The organism is Leptospira johnsonii, from assembly GCF_003112675.1.
GTDB lineage: Bacteria > Spirochaetota > Leptospiria > Leptospirales > Leptospiraceae > Leptospira_B > Leptospira_B johnsonii.
Genome location: NZ_BFAY01000011.1, coordinates 367158 through 384966 on the forward strand (window position 1 = coordinate 367158; position 17809 = coordinate 384966).

The window sequence follows — 17809 nt, forward strand, 5'->3', positions numbered from 1 at the left end:
AACTTCCGGACATCCTTCGGAAAAAATTTTCTGACTTTAGCTTAAGATAGAAAAAGGGATTCCGATTTGGAATCCCTTTTTTAAATATTAAGAATGCAGATCGGTTATTAAGCAGGCCAAACAGCGAGGATCTGCCCAATAGCCGCTAAGGAAACTAAATTATACCCTGCATTGATAAAAAACAATTTCCAAGATCTAGATTCCCAAGCAACGGAACCTAAAAGCATTGGTATATAAAAACCTAGCCAAATATAAAAAGCAGCATACGCTCCGTACATCCAAGCGGGTCCATCTCCAGGAAGATTCCAAGAAGAAGGTTTCCAAACAAATAGACTATGAGCTAAAACATACGCTGTTAGAAAGGAACCGACGATCATAATTCCCATAGATTTCATCATCGACTTAGTATCGGGTTCCATGTTCTCGTAACCCATTTCTTTCATCCAAACCTTCCCGAAGATCGGGCCGAACCAAAGAAATCCGATCACTACGTTTGCAAGAACTCCGACCAAAATTGCCAAATAATTTAACGGTATTACCGGTAGCATATAATCTCCTATTTCAGCTCGTGCTTTTTAGCAGAATTTACAACCCGGTCAAGTAATTTCGAAACCGATCTATGAAAGTGAGTTAGAGCCGTTATTTTTTTAAATTGGAAACAGATTCTTCTATTGCCGATCTGAATTCTGAAAATCTTTCCAAAGATTGATCGAAATCCGACTTACTTAAAGTATAAATTTCACAGGTGCTCGTAGTTCGAACCGTTGCAGACCTAGGTTCTTCCGTTACCAAAGCCAACTCACCGAAGAACTGACCTTCCTGCAAATTCAACAAAACTGTTTTATCATCGGAGCCTAATATATCTACGGAGCCTTCGCTCAAAATATAAAGGCCATCTCCCTTCTCTCCTCTTTTAAAAACAATATCGCCTTTCAGAAAGATTGTAGGCTTTAATGAAAATACCAAACTCGCGACTAAGGCAGGATCCGCACCTTTTAGGAACGGAACCTTCTCCAATAAGCTCCGATGTAATTGTATTTTAACTTCTTTCCGTAAAGAGAGAGGGAGATCATTCAAAAGCAAACTTTCATCTTCTCCCCATCCTCTATCTATAATGTACATATAATAATCTCGAACTCTTCTTCGCATATCATTTGGAATATTCCTCGCTTTCAGGAATGAATCCACCTGGGCCATCTTTTTCATTTGAGCAGCCTTGGCCAAATCAAGATTTCCTAATATACTTGCAATATTACCGATAACCGTTGCGTACACTCCCGCTCCTAACATCATTACAAATATAGTATATATTCTCTGCACGTCTGTAGAAGGAGTAATATCGCCATAGCCTACAGTGGCAATCGTGGTCACGGTCCAATACAAGGCTCTAATATATTCAGACTGACCGGTCTGATAATCCTGAAGATCATCCATATACAACCAGCCAACCGCGCACCAATGAGCGACTAATGTAACCCAAAAAGCAAAAAGGACCAATCTTAAGATCCCGGGCGTGGGTTGGAAGGCTAGATTGATCCTATGTAAAATGTCCGATATCCTAAATACTTTTAGGATCCGGGTAATGCCTAAGATAAGATATAGATAAGGATATTGGGATTGTTGTAGCCCGAAAATTTTGAGAGTCGCATATTCAAAAGGTACAGCTGCGATCAGATCTATAATAAACCAGGATCTTAAATAGTCTCGGATCACTTCTGATCGTATGACTACCCATTTACCATCTTTATATTCGGGAGTGACACAATTCCAAATGATATCCAAAGCAAAGACTGAATCTATAAAAAAATAGATCCCGGTTAAAAGCAGATTCTGATCGTATGAGATAACGATCCGAAGAGGTGACTCCAGGGAAGCCCAAAATATACAAATGAATACGAGTACGTCCCAATATACTCTAACGCGGTTATTCGAGCTTATCATAACTTAACCTACGAAGGCTGACTTAAGTATCGGACCGGAAAGTGGTATTTCTACAGGGTCCAGTATGAAAAAGCTAAAGGAGGGTCAACCTAGGTATTCCAGAACGACCAATGCCATATCATCGTGAGAACTTTGTTCTTCTTGGGTGAAATGTTGGATCTTCCCGATCACTGAATTACAAAAGAGTTCGGGCTCTAATTCCGAAAAGTTTTTGAGCAGATCTAAAAATCTATCGTCTCCATAAAAATCCCCTTCTCTGGATCTGGCTTCAGGAAGACCATCGGTGTAAAGGATGAGTTTATCACCTTTAGTTAATTCAGTTTTTAGGGTTTGGTAATTCGGAGTAGATAAGAACTCATTGATCGCAATCCCGGTAGGGCGATAGGTTTCATGTTTTCCATTCCCTTTGCGGATCAATATTGCTTCCGGATGTCCTGCATTTGCAATTAGGATCCGTCCCGATTCAGGATAAAACGTGATCATAGTAGCAGTCACAAAATTTCCGTTCAATTTTCCCATCAACTGAGCTCTCATCTTTGCGAGCATGTATCCAGGATCGCTTAAATAATCGGACCAATCCGCTAAAGCCATCTTTACCATAGCGGCCACCATCGCAGCACCCGTTCCATGTCCTGTCACATCGCAAATAAAAATTCCAAGAGCTCGTCCAGTCCGATCGGAGATCAGATCTACAAAATCTCCTCCCACATGAAGCATAGGGATACATCTATATGCGATCCTCACATTATGCGCTTTCGGAAGAACGGAAGGAAGAAGTGAAAATTGTATCTTTCCTGCAATGGCAAGATCTTTCTCGATCAATTTTGCCTTAGCTTCTATATCCAATTTTTGTTCTTCTATCGTCTTAGTTCTTTCTATCACCAAGGTTTCCAAAGAATCGTTCAGTGTTTTCTGCATTTCCAGATTTTCTTTTTGTGCTTCGAAAATCCTACGCTGTGCATCTTCTTTTTCTTTTTTCAGAATATTGATCTTATCAGCTAATGCAAAAGAGAATAATAATGCCGACATAGATGAACCGATATACAATCCGTCATCCGCCCAATTAGAAACCCCGACAATATTTGCAAATTTCAAAACGACGAACATCCCGGAAATACATAAAAAGCTGAACGCCAATAGAAAATATCTAGCTGGTCTATAATTTTTGAAAAAGCAAATAGACGCTGCGATCAAGACCAAAGAAGGAGCAAGGATACTCAGCGCCAAACTCACTTTGACGGTAAACTCCGGAGGTAAAAACAAAGGAGAAAAAGTCAGAAGAGCATGAATTCCCCAAGTGAAATGTAGAGAATAATTCAGATAACGATTTATATTCTCTTCCGTATTCAAAAACTTTTGTGCAAATAATACCAAGGAAGACATACATACCCCGGTAAAGACTACGTATAAATTCCTCTGTAGATCAGGATGTTCCGACCAAAGGTATTGGAATCCGTGACCCGTAAGAACCAGTTGGATCCCGAAAAATCCGAAAATATTAGTCACAAAAAACAAATAACTGATATCACGAGTAGATAAGAATATCAATAAATGATAAAGTATCATCACACACATGATCCCATAATACAATCCAAGACCTAAATGAATATCGGCATTATGATGATAGAATGTCTCCGGATTCCATAGTATGAGCGGGAACACCAAACCACCGCTTGTGTTCAACTTAAGATAGAAAGTACGGATTTGTTCCGGTTCGAAATCTAAGGAATAGATAAAGTTTCTATGATTTACTTTTCGAACCGGATAAGGAAAAGCCATCCCGCTAGAATTGACTAACTCCGGTTTGCCGGAGATACCCTCCGCAAAAAAGTCTACCCGATCTATATTCGTATAATCTACTTCTAAAATTTTTCGGATCTGTGTCTTTTCCGAGTTTTTAAGGGTAATCCTGATCCAATAATCAAAGTTAGTCTGCCCGAAGTTCAGCGGATCCATATCCGATTTTTTGAATTTTCCGGAATATTCTCCCGAAGAGACCTTCTCTATTCCAAGGCCCTTACTAGGATCTTCTAAAAAATAGACCTCAGTACTAATTCTTTTACGTTCTATTTGGGAAGAAAAAGGAATGGCCTCCTGCGAAAATAAAGACGAGGCCGATAAACATAAAATTAGAACGAGAACCTTGGATAGGTACATTGGAATACGTTTGTAGGAATATTTTACTCCTCCCTTCTTTAGGAAAGAATAAAATAGCCCTTTCAAGTTCCCAATAGCGTATGATTTATCAGTGGCAGGTAGCCGGCCTGGGCCGGGTCTATTCTTCCACTTCTTCCAATTTCCGATCGTGAGTAACAGGGTACAAACGTTTTAAGTAAAGTTGAGTGGCCTTATCATCTGGAAAGAGTGAGATTACATTCTCAAACTGATGTTTTGCCTCCTCGAATGAGTTAGAATAAAATGCCTTCACACCTTTTTCGTAGGATTCTTTGGTTTTCAATTTCAGATCCTGGTGCTCAGGCTCGTCCCCGTCGAACACTTCGTAAACGGAAACAGGTCTTTGTTTACCTTTTACTTTTACTCTATCTAAAAAGCGGAAATGGAATTTGCCGTCTTTTTTAACTTCTTCAATCGTACTTTCGCTGACCGCAATTCTTGAGCCGTATACTTTAGTTAGGCTTTCTATTCTAGAAGCCAGGTTGACTGTATCGGAAATTACGGTACCTTCTAACCTTTCCTCCGCTCCTATCGTGCCTAACATTAAGGAACCCGAATGGATTCCCACTCCGATCTGGATAGGAATATAACCTTGGCGATTCCTATGTTCGTTATATTCCTTCAGATATCGCTGCATCTCCACACCGGCGGATACCGCGTCTATTACATTTCTTTGAAATAGAGCCATGATCGCATCACCGATAAACTTATCGATAAATCCGTTATGTCTTTGGATTATTGGGCTCATCCTACTTAAATAAGAATTGATGAAATTAAAATTTTCCGCGGGCGTCATCTGCTCCGACAATGTGGTAAAGGAACGAATATCGCTGAATAGAACAGCCATCTCCTTTTGAATCTGGTCCCCAAGCCTCACATCTAGAATTGAATCCTTTCCTAAGTTTGCTAAGAAATCTTTCGGAACGAATCTGGCATAAGACTCTGTAAGTATTTTTTGCATCTCCAAGGTTTTAGCCTGAGCTTCTTCCTTTTCCTTTTTCATAATATTGATACGGTCCGCCAAAGCGATGGAGAGAAGGATAACCTCCATCGTAGAACCCAGATACAATCCATATTCAGTTAAGAATGTAGAACCCAAAACATTTATAAAACGAAGAACTACTACCGTTCCAGAAACAGTAAGAACAGTGAATGCCAAAAGGAAATAACGTGCAGGACGAAACTTCTTCAAGAAACTGATAACTGTGGCAGTAGGAATAAAGATCAGAACAGGAAGAGTGAGAAGCAAAGCTAATTTTACGGTAATTTCCGGAGGCAGAACTAATGGAGTGAAAATGATAAATCCATGTGCGACGATCAGCACCTTCATGGATTTATCTAACCATTTCGGAACATTCTCCTTTGTATTCAAAAAGCGTTTCGTGAACAGGAGCACAGACGCCATACAGATGCCAGTAAAGACAACGTAAAAGTTCCTTTGTAAAAATGGAAATGCCGGCCATAGATATTGAAATCCATGTCCCGTTAGAACCAACTGTATTCCTAAAAAACCTAGGATATAGCATACATAGTAAAAATAACTCACGTCTCTTACGGAGAAGAAGATAAAAATATTATAGAGGATCATCACAATCATCACTCCATAATATAAACCTAAACCATGTTGCATATCGGCGTTATATTGAGAGAATGCATCCTTGTCCCAAAGTGTGAGAGGAATATTCAAACCACCACTGGTCCAAGTCATTAGATAATAAGTCTTTTGTTGCCCTGGCTCCAATTGGATCTGATAAACGAAGTTACGATTCTTAAAACTTCTGGCAGAAAAAGGAAAAAGCATCCCGCTTTCTTCCTTTGAATATGTGCCGTCATTATTCGGTTTATAAAATTGTGCTATATCTATATTGCTATAATTTATCTCGACAAGTTTCGAAACGGGTTCAGGAGTATCATTTTCAAAAGTTAGTCGGAACCAGTAATTATAATTCAATTGTCCGAAATCCAAAGAATCCTTATCTGATTTTATAAATTTAGAATCTGCATCTGGTTTGGAAATGTCCTCGAATGTTAATTTTCTTTCTGGATCCTCCAGATAATATATAGACTTACCTAAAGGTAGTCGTTCGATATCTTTACTAACGTGGATCTTATCTTCTGCAGACAAAGAAGAACCCGCAAATAACGCGGCGAAAATGATATAGAGAATAAAACTTTTACAATTCATAAATTACCAAATTTTAAACATTTATTAGATGGACATTTTTCAGATAGAACATCAGATATGTGACGAATGAATCCTCAAACAATCGTCACCTCGATAGAAATCCAGGCATCCCCTGAAAAAATTTGGAGTATTTTTACCGACTTCTCCAAGTTTCCTTCTTGGAATCCATTCTTAAAAAGGATCCTCGGCAAACCGGTGCAAGACGGAACGATTATTGTTTTCGACTATTATTTCACAGGAGTATATCTGCCCACCAAAGCGTTGATATACGAACTCACCAATTCTAAATCCATATCTTGGAAAGGCGCCTTTCCACTCTTTTTCAAATACATGTTTTCAGGAGATCATCGTTTCACTTTTGAAAAGATCACTCCCGGTCGCACCAAATTCAGCCACACAGCGATCTTAAACGGGATTATGCCTAATTTATTTAGTTCGCATATCCAAACCGCAGTGCGTAATTCACATATAAAAATGAATCAAAAATTAAAAGAGTTAAGCGAAGATAATTTCTAATTCGCTGTCAGTCAAAAACTCCTTTTCTTTTCCATGATTCGAAATTTCGAACTCCCTTTTTGGCCATGATCGGGTAGATCAAAGATAATAAGGAAGGGAATAATAACGCAACTCTAGCTAATAACCCTTGAGAATACGGAACATAGATCTCAGCCTTATCGGTTTGGATCGCTTTCCAAATTGCTTTTGCAACCGCAGAAGGTGGTAAAGGCGGATTGATATAAGCCATTGGAGAACTGTCCTTAGACGCCATATACTTTGTCATAGGTGATTGAATGGTCCCCGGAAGAATGGAACTGACTCGTATACCTATTTCTTTCCATTCCAGATACAGACTTAAAGCAAAACCCCTAAGCGCAAATTTGGTCGCACTATAGATAGAATGATGAGGAGCGGGGACAATCCCTGCTAAAGAAGACAATATGACCAGTTTACCTTTTGATTTTTTAAGATGAGGTAATCCTAATTTAGTCAGCCGGATGGTGCCGATTATATTAATACCTATCTGCTCATCTATCTCCTCTTGGGTAAGGTTCTCGAATTTTGAAGGTCTCATGATCCCTGCATTATTCACAAGAACATCGATCTTTCCGAATTGTTTTACACATTCTTTGATGGCCTTTTCTGAATCGGAAGCCTTAGAAATATCGCACGCAAAAACAATATGGTCTTTTCCTAATGTATCTGCGAACTTCTTCAGATCCGAAGACTGTTTTTGCAGATCGGTCAAAAAGAGAAGATACCCTTTTTCGGAAAGAAGGGCTGCGGTTTCTCTGCCGATCCCTCCTGCCGCTCCTGTTAGAAAAACGACTGGTCGGTTTTCCTTAGACATATTTATCCTTTTTTCACTCCGTTGGAATTCTTACGTAGAAACTCCACTATCCTAGGGAACACGTCCTTATCGCTCTTTTTCCCCATCAAAGTGTCCTGATGGCCATAACCCTCGGCGATGAACAGTTCATTTTTATTTCCCGGATTCAAACGATTCAATGTTTCGTAAGCTATAATATTAGAATCTTTGAATACTTTATTTTGATCACCTGTCACGAACAGAACCGGAGTTTTAACTTCGGAGGCCTTGTCTAGATAATTGTTCGGCAAAGAGTTATAGCGAGCATCCGTAGGCGTATACTTGATCATGGCCTTTCGACCTACTGCTTTTCTGATATGTCTATAATAGTTCATCGAAGTTGCACCGAACAGATCCCCTACCCTTCTATGAGTGATATCCGGAAGATTTGCATGTTCATAACAAGCAGGCCATCCTGTTCCCCACATAAGGCTGAGCATATGACAAGCAGGCTCGTCGCATTCGTGATGAAAAAGACTTACGAATCTAGATAATATCTTTCCAGAGGCTATACCGGGCAGATAGTACCAGCGTGGATTTACATTCGGGAATCTGAAAATCGACTCCATCAAAAAAGGAGAAAACGCAAGTTTGATCTTAGACCAAGTAGGTACATTCGGAGTCAAAGACACACTGTTCGAGACGACGCTCGTGACTCCGTCTATTTTCCCTCCGAATAAGCTCATGAAAAATGAGATGGAGCCCACACAATGTACGACAAAATGGATCCTTTTCCCTGCGCCAACTGCGTCTTTTACTACTTTCAAAGCGGCTGGCACGTCATAAAGAGCGATATCGTCCAAAGTATATCTGTGAGGAAAAAGATTATAATTAAAACGTAAACTTCCTCTCCAGTCAAAACTCCAAACGTCGGTAAATCCGTTTTCATGTAAATATGTTACAAGATTCTTATGTTCCGGCATAACGAACATATCCGTAGAAGTGGTGAGCCCATGCATTAGGATTACTACATCCTTACTCTCCTTCTTCTGAAAACGAACTAAATTGAGGGAAATTTTATCTTCCGTAGTGAATGGATGAAAAGTGATCTTAGAATTTTTGACCCCGTCTAGGGTAAATACTGGAATGTCCCTTTCTCGCCATAGCTCTGGCTCTGCCTTTCTGAATTGGGCCCCGTAAATTTCCCAAAGATTCCCCATGAATAACTCACCGAATCTGAACAGAGCGTCTTTTCTTTCCGAAAAAGTACGGCCGTTCGATTTGAAGGTGGTCATCTGCTTAATAAAATCTTTTTCTAATATATGCAGAATCCCTTTTGCGAGTACCTTCGCTTTAGGTTCTGCCTTTTCTTCTACATATCCTTCGTACACAGTTGTATAAAGTGTAGAAGTGTCTCTCCAGATATTCAAAATACCGTCGTCTACTACCTTCTTAAATCCGTTTAAGGTAATCTTCTTTCCAGCTTTGTTCTTTAAGAACAAACGGTACTTCATATGTTTTTCGTTAGCAGAAGGTTTGCCATAATCCACGAAACAATTGAAGACCCCTTTTTCTACTTCGAATCTTCCGCCTAGAGGTTGGCATTCTACCCAACCGATAGCTTCTCCTGTTTCATTCGGATCATAGACAAAGAACTGAGTGTCATTCACACGGATCGTTAGGTGAAACATCAGGTAGTTTCCTGCCTTCTTCCCCGCAGCATAATCTTCCTGAAAATTAAAAGATCCGGGCATGGAAACGAAACCTTTCATTTCCTCTGTAAACTCTAGACTTACCGGATGAGAATTGACTCCTGTTTTACCGAGCTTAGATTTGCCGGCATTCTTCTTTGATTTATTTTTCGTCGCTGTCGCCAATCGAATATCCTACCTTAAACTTGCATTCGGCTTCTTGCCTGTAATTCCTTCCGCGACCATTTCCGAAAGTGCAGAAATAGTCATAGAAGGGTTAGCACCCACTGCGGTAGGCAATAAACTGCCATCCGCAACATACAAACCTTCGTAACCGAAAACCTTACCGAAAGTTTTAGGATCAGAAGAACAAACCCCAGCATTTGTGGAAGGGCCTAAAACACAACCACCCAGAGGGTGAACAGTAACGTTATTACGGACCGGCCAAGAATAAGTCGGCATCGGGAATCTAGTCTTTGCGTCTGTGAATTTCGCGAACCTTTTGTTCACGTCCATTATAGTATTATAAAGTGTTAAGTTTTCTTTCTGAGGCCACTGTATTTGAAGATTTCCATTTTTATCCAGATACATCTTTCCATCTGAAGTATCTATTCCCATGCATAGGAGTACCGCGGAAGTATAAGAAAGATCTCCTTTCAAAGCTTCGCTTAAGAGAAATCCAACTCTACCGAAAATTTTTCCGCTCATAATACTCTTGAACAGTTCTCCGATAAAATGGAAGATATACTTTAATTTGAAGATAAGAGGAATCGCACCTGAAACGAAATAAGAAGCAAATACAGGATAACTTGCATCTTGCAGTAGGAATGCCTTTTTAGAATCGAAACCGGAGAATAAATTATAATCCGTATATTGAGTAATTACCGGACCGTAATTTGGATCAGCCGGCTTCTTCCCTTTGGCAGCAAAAGAAAGAAAATCACCATTCCCAGAGAATTGTGTGCCTAATTTGTCGGAGATCTTAGGCAGAGTTTTAAACTTAGTTTTACATTTAAGTAGAAGTTCCGTAGACCCCAAGGTTCCCGCAGAAACTACGATTCTTTTTGTATCCGCATAGGATTCGGAAGTTTTTCCGTTCTGCAAATTCAAATAATGAACCCTAAAACCGTGTTCACCCGACTGAGAAGGATCTTCTTCCCCTCTGCTATTCAAAGGAACAATTTTAGTAGCAAGATGCTCCGTTTTTATCTCAGCCTTGTTTGAATGCCTAGCCACAAAAAGATAATTCAGATCTAGAGTGTTTTTAGAATGGGTATTACATCCTACATCACATTCTGCGCAGTAAGTACAAGAAGTTTGGACTGCCCCGAAACGGTTTTTTTCCTGGACTCCTATAGGTGTCGGCTTCTTAAAATCATTCCCGAAGAATACGTTAATGTCCGCTCTTTTGGAAACCCTAGATTCATGCTTAGCGAAATGTTCGTACAATTCTGTCCGAACCACTTTGCGTCGATCTTCTCCGGTATCCGGAATGGGTCGAGAGCCTAAGATATCTTTTACTATTTTATAATATGGTTTTAAATGTTTCTTTTTAATAGTTTCCGGCCAGCGATGATCGAAAACATGATCGGGAGGTTCCAAAAACACGTTTGCATAGATCAAAGAACCCCCACCTAAACCGGCGGAAAGAACTACATCTAATTTTGGATAATTACGAATATCGAATAGTCCAGTTTGTCTGCCTGCTCGTTTAAACTTGGAAGATCTAGGAATAGGACCTTCTTCCGGAATGTTCCAGAAGTTTTTGGACATTCCCTCCGGAGATCTCGGAAAAGAACCTTTAGGATATTCTTTCCCTCGTTCGAGTACTAAAACTTTGCCTGGCCATTTTTTAGACAAACGACAGGCATTGATCGAACCGCCGAATCCGGTTCCGATTATTATAGCCTCGTAAAATTTCAAGTAGGCCTCCTAACGTCGAAAAATCTACTTATTTGCCGCATTTACCTAAAAATAGCAATAATTAATTGATTTTATTAACGTTTTTTGAATGATTCACATCCTAAATGCCTAAGAGTAAAATTAAATATATCGTTATCTCCGACATTCACCTCGGAGCATATAACAGTTTGCTTACATACATTGAAGAGTTCCCGGACCCCGTAAAAGATTCGGATAGATTCAAAGTAAATCCTCAGAAAACTTCCCCGGCACTTGCGGAACTTCTAAACTGTTTAAAACATATCGTTCACTCAGTAAACGGTTCCTCTAAACCTCCTCAGTTCATATTTTTAGGCGACGTACTTGAATTAGCATTAGGCGATATTAACGAAGCATCCATGACATTCGAAAGATTTTTAGATATCGCATACAAAGAAACGAAACATCATTTTTCCGAAAGTATTCTCTACATTCCCGGAAACCACGATCACCATCTATGGGAAACCGCGAGAGAAAAACAATACATGGAATATATTGCGAACCTAAAGCCGAATCAATATATCAACCAAACGTGGCATACCACAAAGATGGTGAGCCCAGACTTCATACAATCCGATCTACTCACTGGAATTTTGAGAAGAAACAAAAAGCTAAAGAGAGCCGAGGCAGTGATAGCTTATCCGAATTTAGAAATTCCTTCTAAAAACGGAAAACGATCTGTGTTCTTAACTCACGGACATTTTTTGGAAAACATCTACTCTTTGATGAGTACTGTACAAAGGATTTTACTTCCGGAAATTGATGATGATCCGGATGCACCCAAGCGCAATCGCTCTGTTTGGAGTAAGATGAATGATTATAATCCTTTCAAGAGGGCAAAGGAAATCACATCGCCAAAATCCATTTACGTTCTTGAACGAGAGAACTTCGCATGGATAGATTTTTTCTGGTCCACACTGGGAAGATCCGGAAAAGTAGGAACAGGAATTGGGCTCATTTACGACATGCTTCAGGATACGAAAGCCGTCGGAAAATTAGCTCAAAACGTGTCCGCTTATTTATTAAGAAATTTGAATCTTCCCTTCTTCCTACGAATTTTGGGTATCAAATGGCTTCTCTATCAAGGTTTTTCATACATTCTGACAAAGATCGTAGTAAAAGTCGGACAAGCTGAAAGAGGAATGTCTGATAGCGTCCTGAGCGAAGAAGTAGTTCATAATATGGATTCTTATCTAGGAGAAACTCTTCCAGCACAATGGAAGGCGGAAACTCAAAAAAGCAAAAGAGAATTTCCAAACGACTATACATTCATTTTCGGTCATACACATAAACCGTTTGCAGTGGAAACCCAAGACTTAGGGTTAAAAATTTCAGGAAAAGAAGTATTCAATACCGGCGGTTGGGTAGTAGATACAATCCAGCCAATGTCCTCTCATGGTGGAGCGGTATTGTTCATAGACGAAGAGGCAAATGTAGCTTCTTTCAAAGTCTATACGGAGGGAGAAGTAAAACCGAGCTTCTTGGTTCCAGACGGAAAAACAAATCCGATGTACGAAACATTGGTAGAAACTGTAGATCTTCAGAATCGAAAGTTTGGGGCCTTATCTAAATCCTTAGAAGAAGAGATACGTCTAAGAAGAAGATTACTAAAAGTCAGGATCAAAGAATAAATTAAGATTTCTGCAAGTAAGTAGAAGGGAGGACGGGAATCTCTTCCCCCTTCTTGCCCACACTTGAACTATTCTCGAAAATTTCGGAATAATCCTTAAAATTAGTCCCCATTATTCTATCCCAAAAATTGAAATATAGACTGTAATTCCCATGAAACTTCTGGTGATGAAGATTATGATGGGTAGAAGTATTGATCCATTTCAAGATCGGATGAGTGGTCCAGCCTTTAGGAAAGAATTCATATCCCAGATGCCACCAGATATTCATGATCATCGCATAGAAAGTATGGATTAGAAAAACGTAAAAATGAAGTGGAAGGATACAAAGAGCGGGAACTACGTAAACACCTTCCAGAAATGCCTCTACCCAATGGAAATTATAAGCGGCCATGGGAGAAGGATTTACGGATCTATGATGCACAGAATGTATATAAGAATAAATTTTTCGGTGATGCATGATCCTATGAGCCCAATAGAACCAGGTTTCGTGCCAAATAGTAAGTAAACCGAAACTGAATATCGCGTAAGTTAACCCGTATTCCGCAAAATCCTTATATGTTTTGAGATGGAGGATCTTCAATTTTCCAAGAATGTATACGGAAACAGCGATTGTACTGAACATAATTAAAGTAATTGCGGATTGTTTTAATTCAAAGATGATCCTTTCTTTTTTAGGAAAATCCTTTTGGATCCTGAACTTTTGGAAAAAGTCCTTTTTCCAAACCCAGAAGATGAGAAATGCAAGACCTGCGATCGGATAATATCGCAGGAAATTCATTTTTAACTGATAAAGAGTAAAACCGGATACGCAATATTCCCAACTTAGCTCACAAACGAATCTCATTCCGACCTTCCTTACTTTAGAATAGCCGATTTTAAAGATTAAGTCTTTCAAAAAATAGGTCGACGGATCTGATCCAAGGCGCTCAACTAATCGATTCTTATGGCATTCAAAAGAAGTATATTCGCAAGCGCATCCGAAGATAGATTGGAAAACCTAGTTTTAGAAAGATTAAAACCGGGAGCAGACAAGGAAAAAATAGACGCCCGCATCTGGGACCTTTTCGGTGAAGTTTGGTGTATTATGTTCACAGACCTTTCTGGATTTTCACGAGGTGTGGAAAAATTCGGGATCATTCATTTTTTACAAACCATACACGAATCCGAAAGAGTTTTAGTGCCTATCATAGAAGATCATGACGGGATACTTCTCAAATCGGAAGGAGACAGCTTTTTAGTGATCTTCAGGAATGTAGGCAAAGGACTGCAAGCCGCGATCCGAATGCAAAAAGAATTATTAGAATACAATAAGGACAAAATCCCAGAAGAAAAGATACTTCTCTGTGTCGGACTCGGCTACGGAAAAGTTTTAAAAATAGGAGACTCAGACGTTTTCGGTTCTGAAGTAAACACTGCGAGTAAGTTAGGAGAAGATACTGCAGAAGCGGGAGAAATCTTAATTACTCAAACTGTTTTTGATAATGCACAAGATACCGGTTTAAAATTCGAACCGATCCAAGATGTTCCTGCGGGAACGCATGGAGCGTTTAGGGTAGTTTACTAATGCGTAAAATATCCCATCGCGAATAACGTAGCTAGAATGCATTATCTTGTTGCAAATGATCTCTTCTATTTCAACATTTTGCAAAATCCGATAGGAACAACAGAGAATGAAATATCGAATCATATCGATTATCTTATTAACGATCTTTATCTCCCCGCCAATCTTTGGAGAAACCGATGATACCGTTCTAAGCTTTGAAACTGAACAAGAGTACGTCGATTTCATCTATAGCCTACAATCCGTGTTAGCCACACAATACCCGAAAGCAAAATTACAATGGGTTTTCATAAACTCATCTCAATATGAAACGGATTTGAATAATGTGATTGCGTTGGCAAACGCCGATTTTAAACAAAAACTAAATCACAAATTCATTAAACAACATAAGGAGCCAACTTCTGACCTGCTAAAAACCGGAACGGTCCTTATAGGGAAAAGAAAAACCGCAACCGAAGATCAAGCGATATGGGTCGTAATCGTCGGATATGATAAAAGCGGACTATTTGTGAACGATTCCAAAAAAGGACCGTTTGAGCGACTTTCATTCGACGGAATCGAGTCCGCATACTTTCTTAAATAGATCCCAGTAATTCAGAACGAATACTTTTTCCAAGGAAACTCATGAAAAAAATCATTTTATCTTTATGCTTCGTACTTATTTTAGCTTCTTGCAAGTCGGCTACAAAAAGAGAAGAATCGCAAGAGATATCTCATTTTAAAAACCTTTTAACGGAAACGAATCTTTTAATCCGCCAAATCGTTCCGCCTAAATTCAATCCTGTTCCGAAAGATAAAGAGATACCGTATCACTACGATTACGCTCTTATTTCTGATGATAAACAGATCGAGATACGATACATCGTAAATTCCATTCCAGGGCTTCTCAAGGAAATAGAAGAAATTAAAAAGAAGAACCCTCAGACTGTTATAGTTACCCCAAAAAAGAACGATTATATAATCCATTTCAGCGTTTTCTTAATGAATCTGGGAGGAGAATTAGCCGCTGCCTCGTATAAGGCATTTCCTCCCAAAGCTGTTAGAGACGAATTTGGAGCCGATTGGGGTAGTAGTACTGCGTTCGAAATGGTTCCCGGTACGGATAAAAAATACAAATATTGTTATTTGACCGCTTTACATAAAGATAATATGGCAGACGTTTATATTCTGTATTTATCCAACGATTCGGAAAAATTAATTCAATTTGCAAAGAAAACGTATCTATTCTATAATTTACGATTTATGTAAATGCTGATTATCGAATTACTAGTTTCAGGAATGGGGAAATTTGAACCACTGAAACCAAATGTAAATTGATCGAGATAAACGTTCTTGCTTATCTCGACTTCATTCATCATATGACTCTATCTTCGAATCATTCATATCAAAAAGAACCGATGCCGGAAACCACGCGCTAGTATAACCTTTGCCTTTATAATAACAACCCCCTCCCCAATCTAAAGGAATATCCGCATAATACCAAGTTTCGGATTTTCCTTTAGGATCTTTGGGACCTTGGGTTTTAGCAAGAAGCACTAACTTCGATTTTTCTGGGAATTTATCCGTCTGGATCGTTTTTTCGTCTTCTCTAGTATTACAAATGATAGAAGGAAAATCGTAACCCGGGCCGGTACGAGCAGAGCTGGATTTAGATAAGTATTTTAATTTTCCAGGAATGGTTTTAACTGCCACACCATCTATCTTTCTATCCGTAGATTCAGGCAGCAGAAACCCTCCAAAATAATTCGCATCATTGGAGCAGTATAATTTTGCAGAATAGCGGATGGAATATTTAGTGGGAACTATACTACAGGTTCGGTTGGCTTGGAAATTATAAGGTTTACAAGTTTCTTCCGCAGATGCTTGCATGATAACCTTGTTTGATTCTATCTTATAAGTTCCTGAATAGCCTCCGCATCCGTCTCCATCGTAATTTTCAAAAAATGTAAAGTCTTCTCTGAATTCCAAGTACCAACCGAAGGTCCTATTCTCAGGTCCCCAATAAATTCCGAGTAAATTAGATTGTTTTGTTTCGAAATCCGGTCTGTTTTCGGATGCGAGATTTATATAAATGCCGGCAAGGATGAGAAGTGCAAATAGAAGCTTTTTCATTATGAATGTATTGGTATTAGACCCGATCCGAATGAACAGGCCTAATACTCGTTTAACGTTCGATATTAAGGAATTAACTTGGTCGGAATTTCCTTTTTATCAATTTCCTTTCTCTGAGTCTTATTCTGTCCATGTCTATAATCCGAAATAGCTTGATAAACAGATTTTCTCACTCGATTGATCCCACCTAGAGGCTTGTGCTCTTGGAGAGAATGCCAAGGAGTATAGGATACATTTTCACAAAGAGAATCCATCTTTTCATTTGTAAATTCCTGCTTAGGGATCAGTATTTCTGCTACTGGATAGAATGGAGAAACCTCTTCATCCCATACAACGGCTGGATCTTCCACCGGCATAGACTTAGGATCTTTTTGGAGCTGAACCATAAAAGTAAAACAAGCGGAGGACTCCTTCAGTTGTTTACTCATTATCTCTCTTAAATAGTTTTCAGCCGGACTATCCGGTATTTCCGATTTAGTTTCCGAACAAGGTTTCACGGAATATTTCACCGCCTTCCCTTCTCCAAAAGCGTAAGGGGTTGTGGACCAATAACGAATTTCTAATGGACTTGTGATTTTTTTGCCTCGGATGGCTCTTACTTTAGAAAGACCGCCCAGTTTCCAAGCAAAAGGATTCCAACCGAAAAAATAAGAACCGGGTTTACCTGCAAACGCAGCTTCGAATAAAGCCAAGTATTCATCCGGTGCACCTACAGGAAGAATTGGGTGATTGATCAGTAAAAAATCCTGAGTTGTCTCTTTCGCTTCTTCAGCTAAGATCTTTTTTCCAGGAACGTCGAAAAGTTTTATCCCAACTCCCCGAATGTCTCCTTCCAAGTCCGCTTTCGGTTTTTGAGATCCATTGGAGAAACGAACCAAACTTTGATATGATTTTCCTGGCTGGAGAACTCCCAACTTATACTGCGGGTCTAGATCTTTTTTTACAGTAAAGGTTGCAGTCACACAGCCATGATGTTTCGGATGTGCGTCTCTTCTTACAACGGCCCCATCTTTATAGGATTCTTTAAGCGAGGTTAGAGTCAGTTCCAAAGTCCGCTTTGCGATAGATTCTTCCTCAGGAAAGGAGTATTCTTTTCCCAATTCCACAGAATCCGGAATCTTTACGTAAGGTCCCCCACAGGAAAGTGAGAATATTAAAGAGAAGAGAAGTAAGATAGAAAGCTTTTGTCCCATGGCCTGATTCTGTCCCGGGAAATTCTTTTGTCCATATAAAAGAGGCAGACAATCTATTGCCTGTGCTCTTATT

The 17809-nt window shown here is 39.4% G+C and carries 15 protein-coding genes; 5 read left to right on the plus strand and 10 right to left on the minus strand.

The window, feature by feature from the left end; all coding sequences use genetic code 11:
- Positions 1–107: 107 nt before the first annotated feature.
- From LPTSP_RS10595 to LPTSP_RS10610, 4 genes are all read right to left on the minus strand, one after another.
- The gene (locus LPTSP_RS10595) at positions 108–548 is read right to left on the minus strand and encodes a DUF1761 domain-containing protein (protein WP_108928739.1); all 441 of its coding nucleotides are present in this window, start codon (positions 546–548) and stop codon (positions 108–110) included.
- Positions 549–639: 91 nt separating this feature from the next.
- Entirely contained in the window at positions 640–1941 is a 1302-nt protein-coding gene (locus tag LPTSP_RS10600) for a cyclic nucleotide-gated ion channel (protein WP_108928740.1), read from the minus strand.
- Positions 1942–2025: 84 nt separating this feature from the next.
- Complete coding sequence (locus LPTSP_RS10605; RefSeq protein WP_108928741.1) at positions 2026–4164, minus strand: 7TM diverse intracellular signaling domain-containing protein; 2139 nt, start codon at positions 4162–4164, stop codon at positions 2026–2028.
- A 52-nt stretch (positions 4165–4216) separates the two neighbouring features.
- Positions 4217–6301 carry a 7TM diverse intracellular signaling domain-containing protein gene (locus LPTSP_RS10610; RefSeq protein ID WP_108928742.1) on the minus strand — a complete coding sequence of 695 codons (2085 nt, stop codon included), beginning with the start codon at positions 6299–6301 and terminating at the stop codon, positions 4217–4219.
- A 66-nt stretch (positions 6302–6367) separates the two neighbouring features.
- Between LPTSP_RS10610 and LPTSP_RS10615 the strand changes: the two genes are divergently transcribed.
- Entirely contained in the window at positions 6368–6817 is a 450-nt protein-coding gene (locus tag LPTSP_RS10615) for an SRPBCC domain-containing protein (protein ID WP_108928743.1), read from the plus strand.
- Positions 6818–6824: 7 nt separating this feature from the next.
- Here LPTSP_RS10615 and LPTSP_RS10620 read toward each other — a convergent pair whose 3' ends face one another.
- Genes LPTSP_RS10620 through LPTSP_RS10630 form a run of 3 tightly spaced genes read right to left on the minus strand, consistent with a single transcriptional unit; the run spans position 6825 to position 11221 of the window.
- Positions 6825–7649 carry an SDR family NAD(P)-dependent oxidoreductase gene (locus tag LPTSP_RS10620; protein WP_108928744.1) on the minus strand — a complete coding sequence of 275 codons (825 nt, stop codon included), beginning with the start codon at positions 7647–7649 and terminating at the stop codon, positions 6825–6827.
- Positions 7650–7651: 2 nt separating this feature from the next.
- Complete coding sequence (locus LPTSP_RS10625; protein ID WP_108928745.1) at positions 7652–9484, minus strand: alpha/beta hydrolase; 1833 nt, start codon at positions 9482–9484, stop codon at positions 7652–7654.
- 9 nt (positions 9485–9493) lie between these two features.
- The gene (locus LPTSP_RS10630; protein ID WP_108928746.1) at positions 9494–11221 is read right to left on the minus strand and encodes a GMC oxidoreductase; all 1728 of its coding nucleotides are present in this window, start codon (positions 11219–11221) and stop codon (positions 9494–9496) included.
- Positions 11222–11325: 104 nt separating this feature from the next.
- On the opposite strand from LPTSP_RS10630, the gene LPTSP_RS10635 reads away from it, so the two are divergent.
- Positions 11326–12870 carry a metallophosphoesterase gene (locus LPTSP_RS10635; RefSeq protein ID WP_108928747.1) on the plus strand — a complete coding sequence of 515 codons (1545 nt, stop codon included), beginning with the start codon at positions 11326–11328 and terminating at the stop codon, positions 12868–12870.
- Between the two features lies 1 nt (position 12871).
- Here LPTSP_RS10635 and LPTSP_RS10640 read toward each other — a convergent pair whose 3' ends face one another.
- A complete protein-coding gene (locus LPTSP_RS10640) occupies positions 12872–13714 on the minus strand; it encodes a sterol desaturase family protein (protein ID WP_108928748.1) in 843 nt (280 codons plus the stop codon).
- 99 nt (positions 13715–13813) lie between these two features.
- On the opposite strand from LPTSP_RS10640, the gene LPTSP_RS10645 reads away from it, so the two are divergent.
- From LPTSP_RS10645 to LPTSP_RS10655, 3 genes are all read left to right on the plus strand, one after another.
- Positions 13814–14434: an adenylate/guanylate cyclase domain-containing protein gene (locus LPTSP_RS10645; protein ID WP_108928749.1), complete on the plus strand. Its 621-nt coding sequence runs from the start codon at positions 13814–13816 to the stop codon at positions 14432–14434.
- Between the two features lie 106 nt (positions 14435–14540).
- Positions 14541–15014, plus strand: a complete 474-nt coding sequence (locus LPTSP_RS10650; RefSeq protein WP_108928750.1) for a hypothetical protein — start codon at positions 14541–14543, stop codon at positions 15012–15014.
- Positions 15015–15055: 41 nt separating this feature from the next.
- Complete coding sequence (locus LPTSP_RS10655) at positions 15056–15679, plus strand: hypothetical protein (protein WP_108928751.1); 624 nt, start codon at positions 15056–15058, stop codon at positions 15677–15679.
- 99 nt (positions 15680–15778) lie between these two features.
- Here the strand turns inward: LPTSP_RS10655 and LPTSP_RS10660 are convergent, their stop codons facing one another.
- Positions 15779–16543 carry a hypothetical protein gene (locus LPTSP_RS10660; RefSeq protein ID WP_108928752.1) on the minus strand — a complete coding sequence of 255 codons (765 nt, stop codon included), beginning with the start codon at positions 16541–16543 and terminating at the stop codon, positions 15779–15781.
- 65 nt (positions 16544–16608) lie between these two features.
- Positions 16609–17736 carry a catalase family protein gene (locus LPTSP_RS10665; RefSeq protein ID WP_108928753.1) on the minus strand — a complete coding sequence of 376 codons (1128 nt, stop codon included), beginning with the start codon at positions 17734–17736 and terminating at the stop codon, positions 16609–16611.
- Between the last annotated feature and the right edge of the window lie 73 nt (positions 17737–17809).

Coding starts and splice junctions, on each gene's coding strand:
- LPTSP_RS10610 (WP_108928742.1), bottom strand. CDS start 6,301: ATGAATTGTAAAAGTTTTATTCTCTATATCATTTTCGCCGCGTTATTT.
- LPTSP_RS10655 (WP_108928751.1), top strand. CDS start 15,056: ATGAAAAAAATCATTTTATCTTTATGCTTCGTACTTATTTTAGCTTCT.
- LPTSP_RS10660 (WP_108928752.1), bottom strand. CDS start 16,543: ATGAAAAAGCTTCTATTTGCACTTCTCATCCTTGCCGGCATTTATATA.
- LPTSP_RS10615 (WP_108928743.1), top strand. CDS start 6,368: ATGAATCCTCAAACAATCGTCACCTCGATAGAAATCCAGGCATCCCCT.
- LPTSP_RS10600 (WP_108928740.1), bottom strand. CDS start 1,941: ATGATAAGCTCGAATAACCGCGTTAGAGTATATTGGGACGTACTCGTA.
- LPTSP_RS10635 (WP_108928747.1), top strand. CDS start 11,326: ATGCCTAAGAGTAAAATTAAATATATCGTTATCTCCGACATTCACCTC.
- LPTSP_RS10640 (WP_108928748.1), bottom strand. CDS start 13,714: ATGAGATTCGTTTGTGAGCTAAGTTGGGAATATTGCGTATCCGGTTTT.
- LPTSP_RS10650 (WP_108928750.1), top strand. CDS start 14,541: ATGAAATATCGAATCATATCGATTATCTTATTAACGATCTTTATCTCC.
- LPTSP_RS10620 (WP_108928744.1), bottom strand. CDS start 7,649: ATGTCTAAGGAAAACCGACCAGTCGTTTTTCTAACAGGAGCGGCAGGA.
- LPTSP_RS10595 (WP_108928739.1), bottom strand. CDS start 548: ATGCTACCGGTAATACCGTTAAATTATTTGGCAATTTTGGTCGGAGTT.
- LPTSP_RS10645 (WP_108928749.1), top strand. CDS start 13,814: ATGGCATTCAAAAGAAGTATATTCGCAAGCGCATCCGAAGATAGATTG.
- LPTSP_RS10665 (WP_108928753.1), bottom strand. CDS start 17,736: ATGGGACAAAAGCTTTCTATCTTACTTCTCTTCTCTTTAATATTCTCA.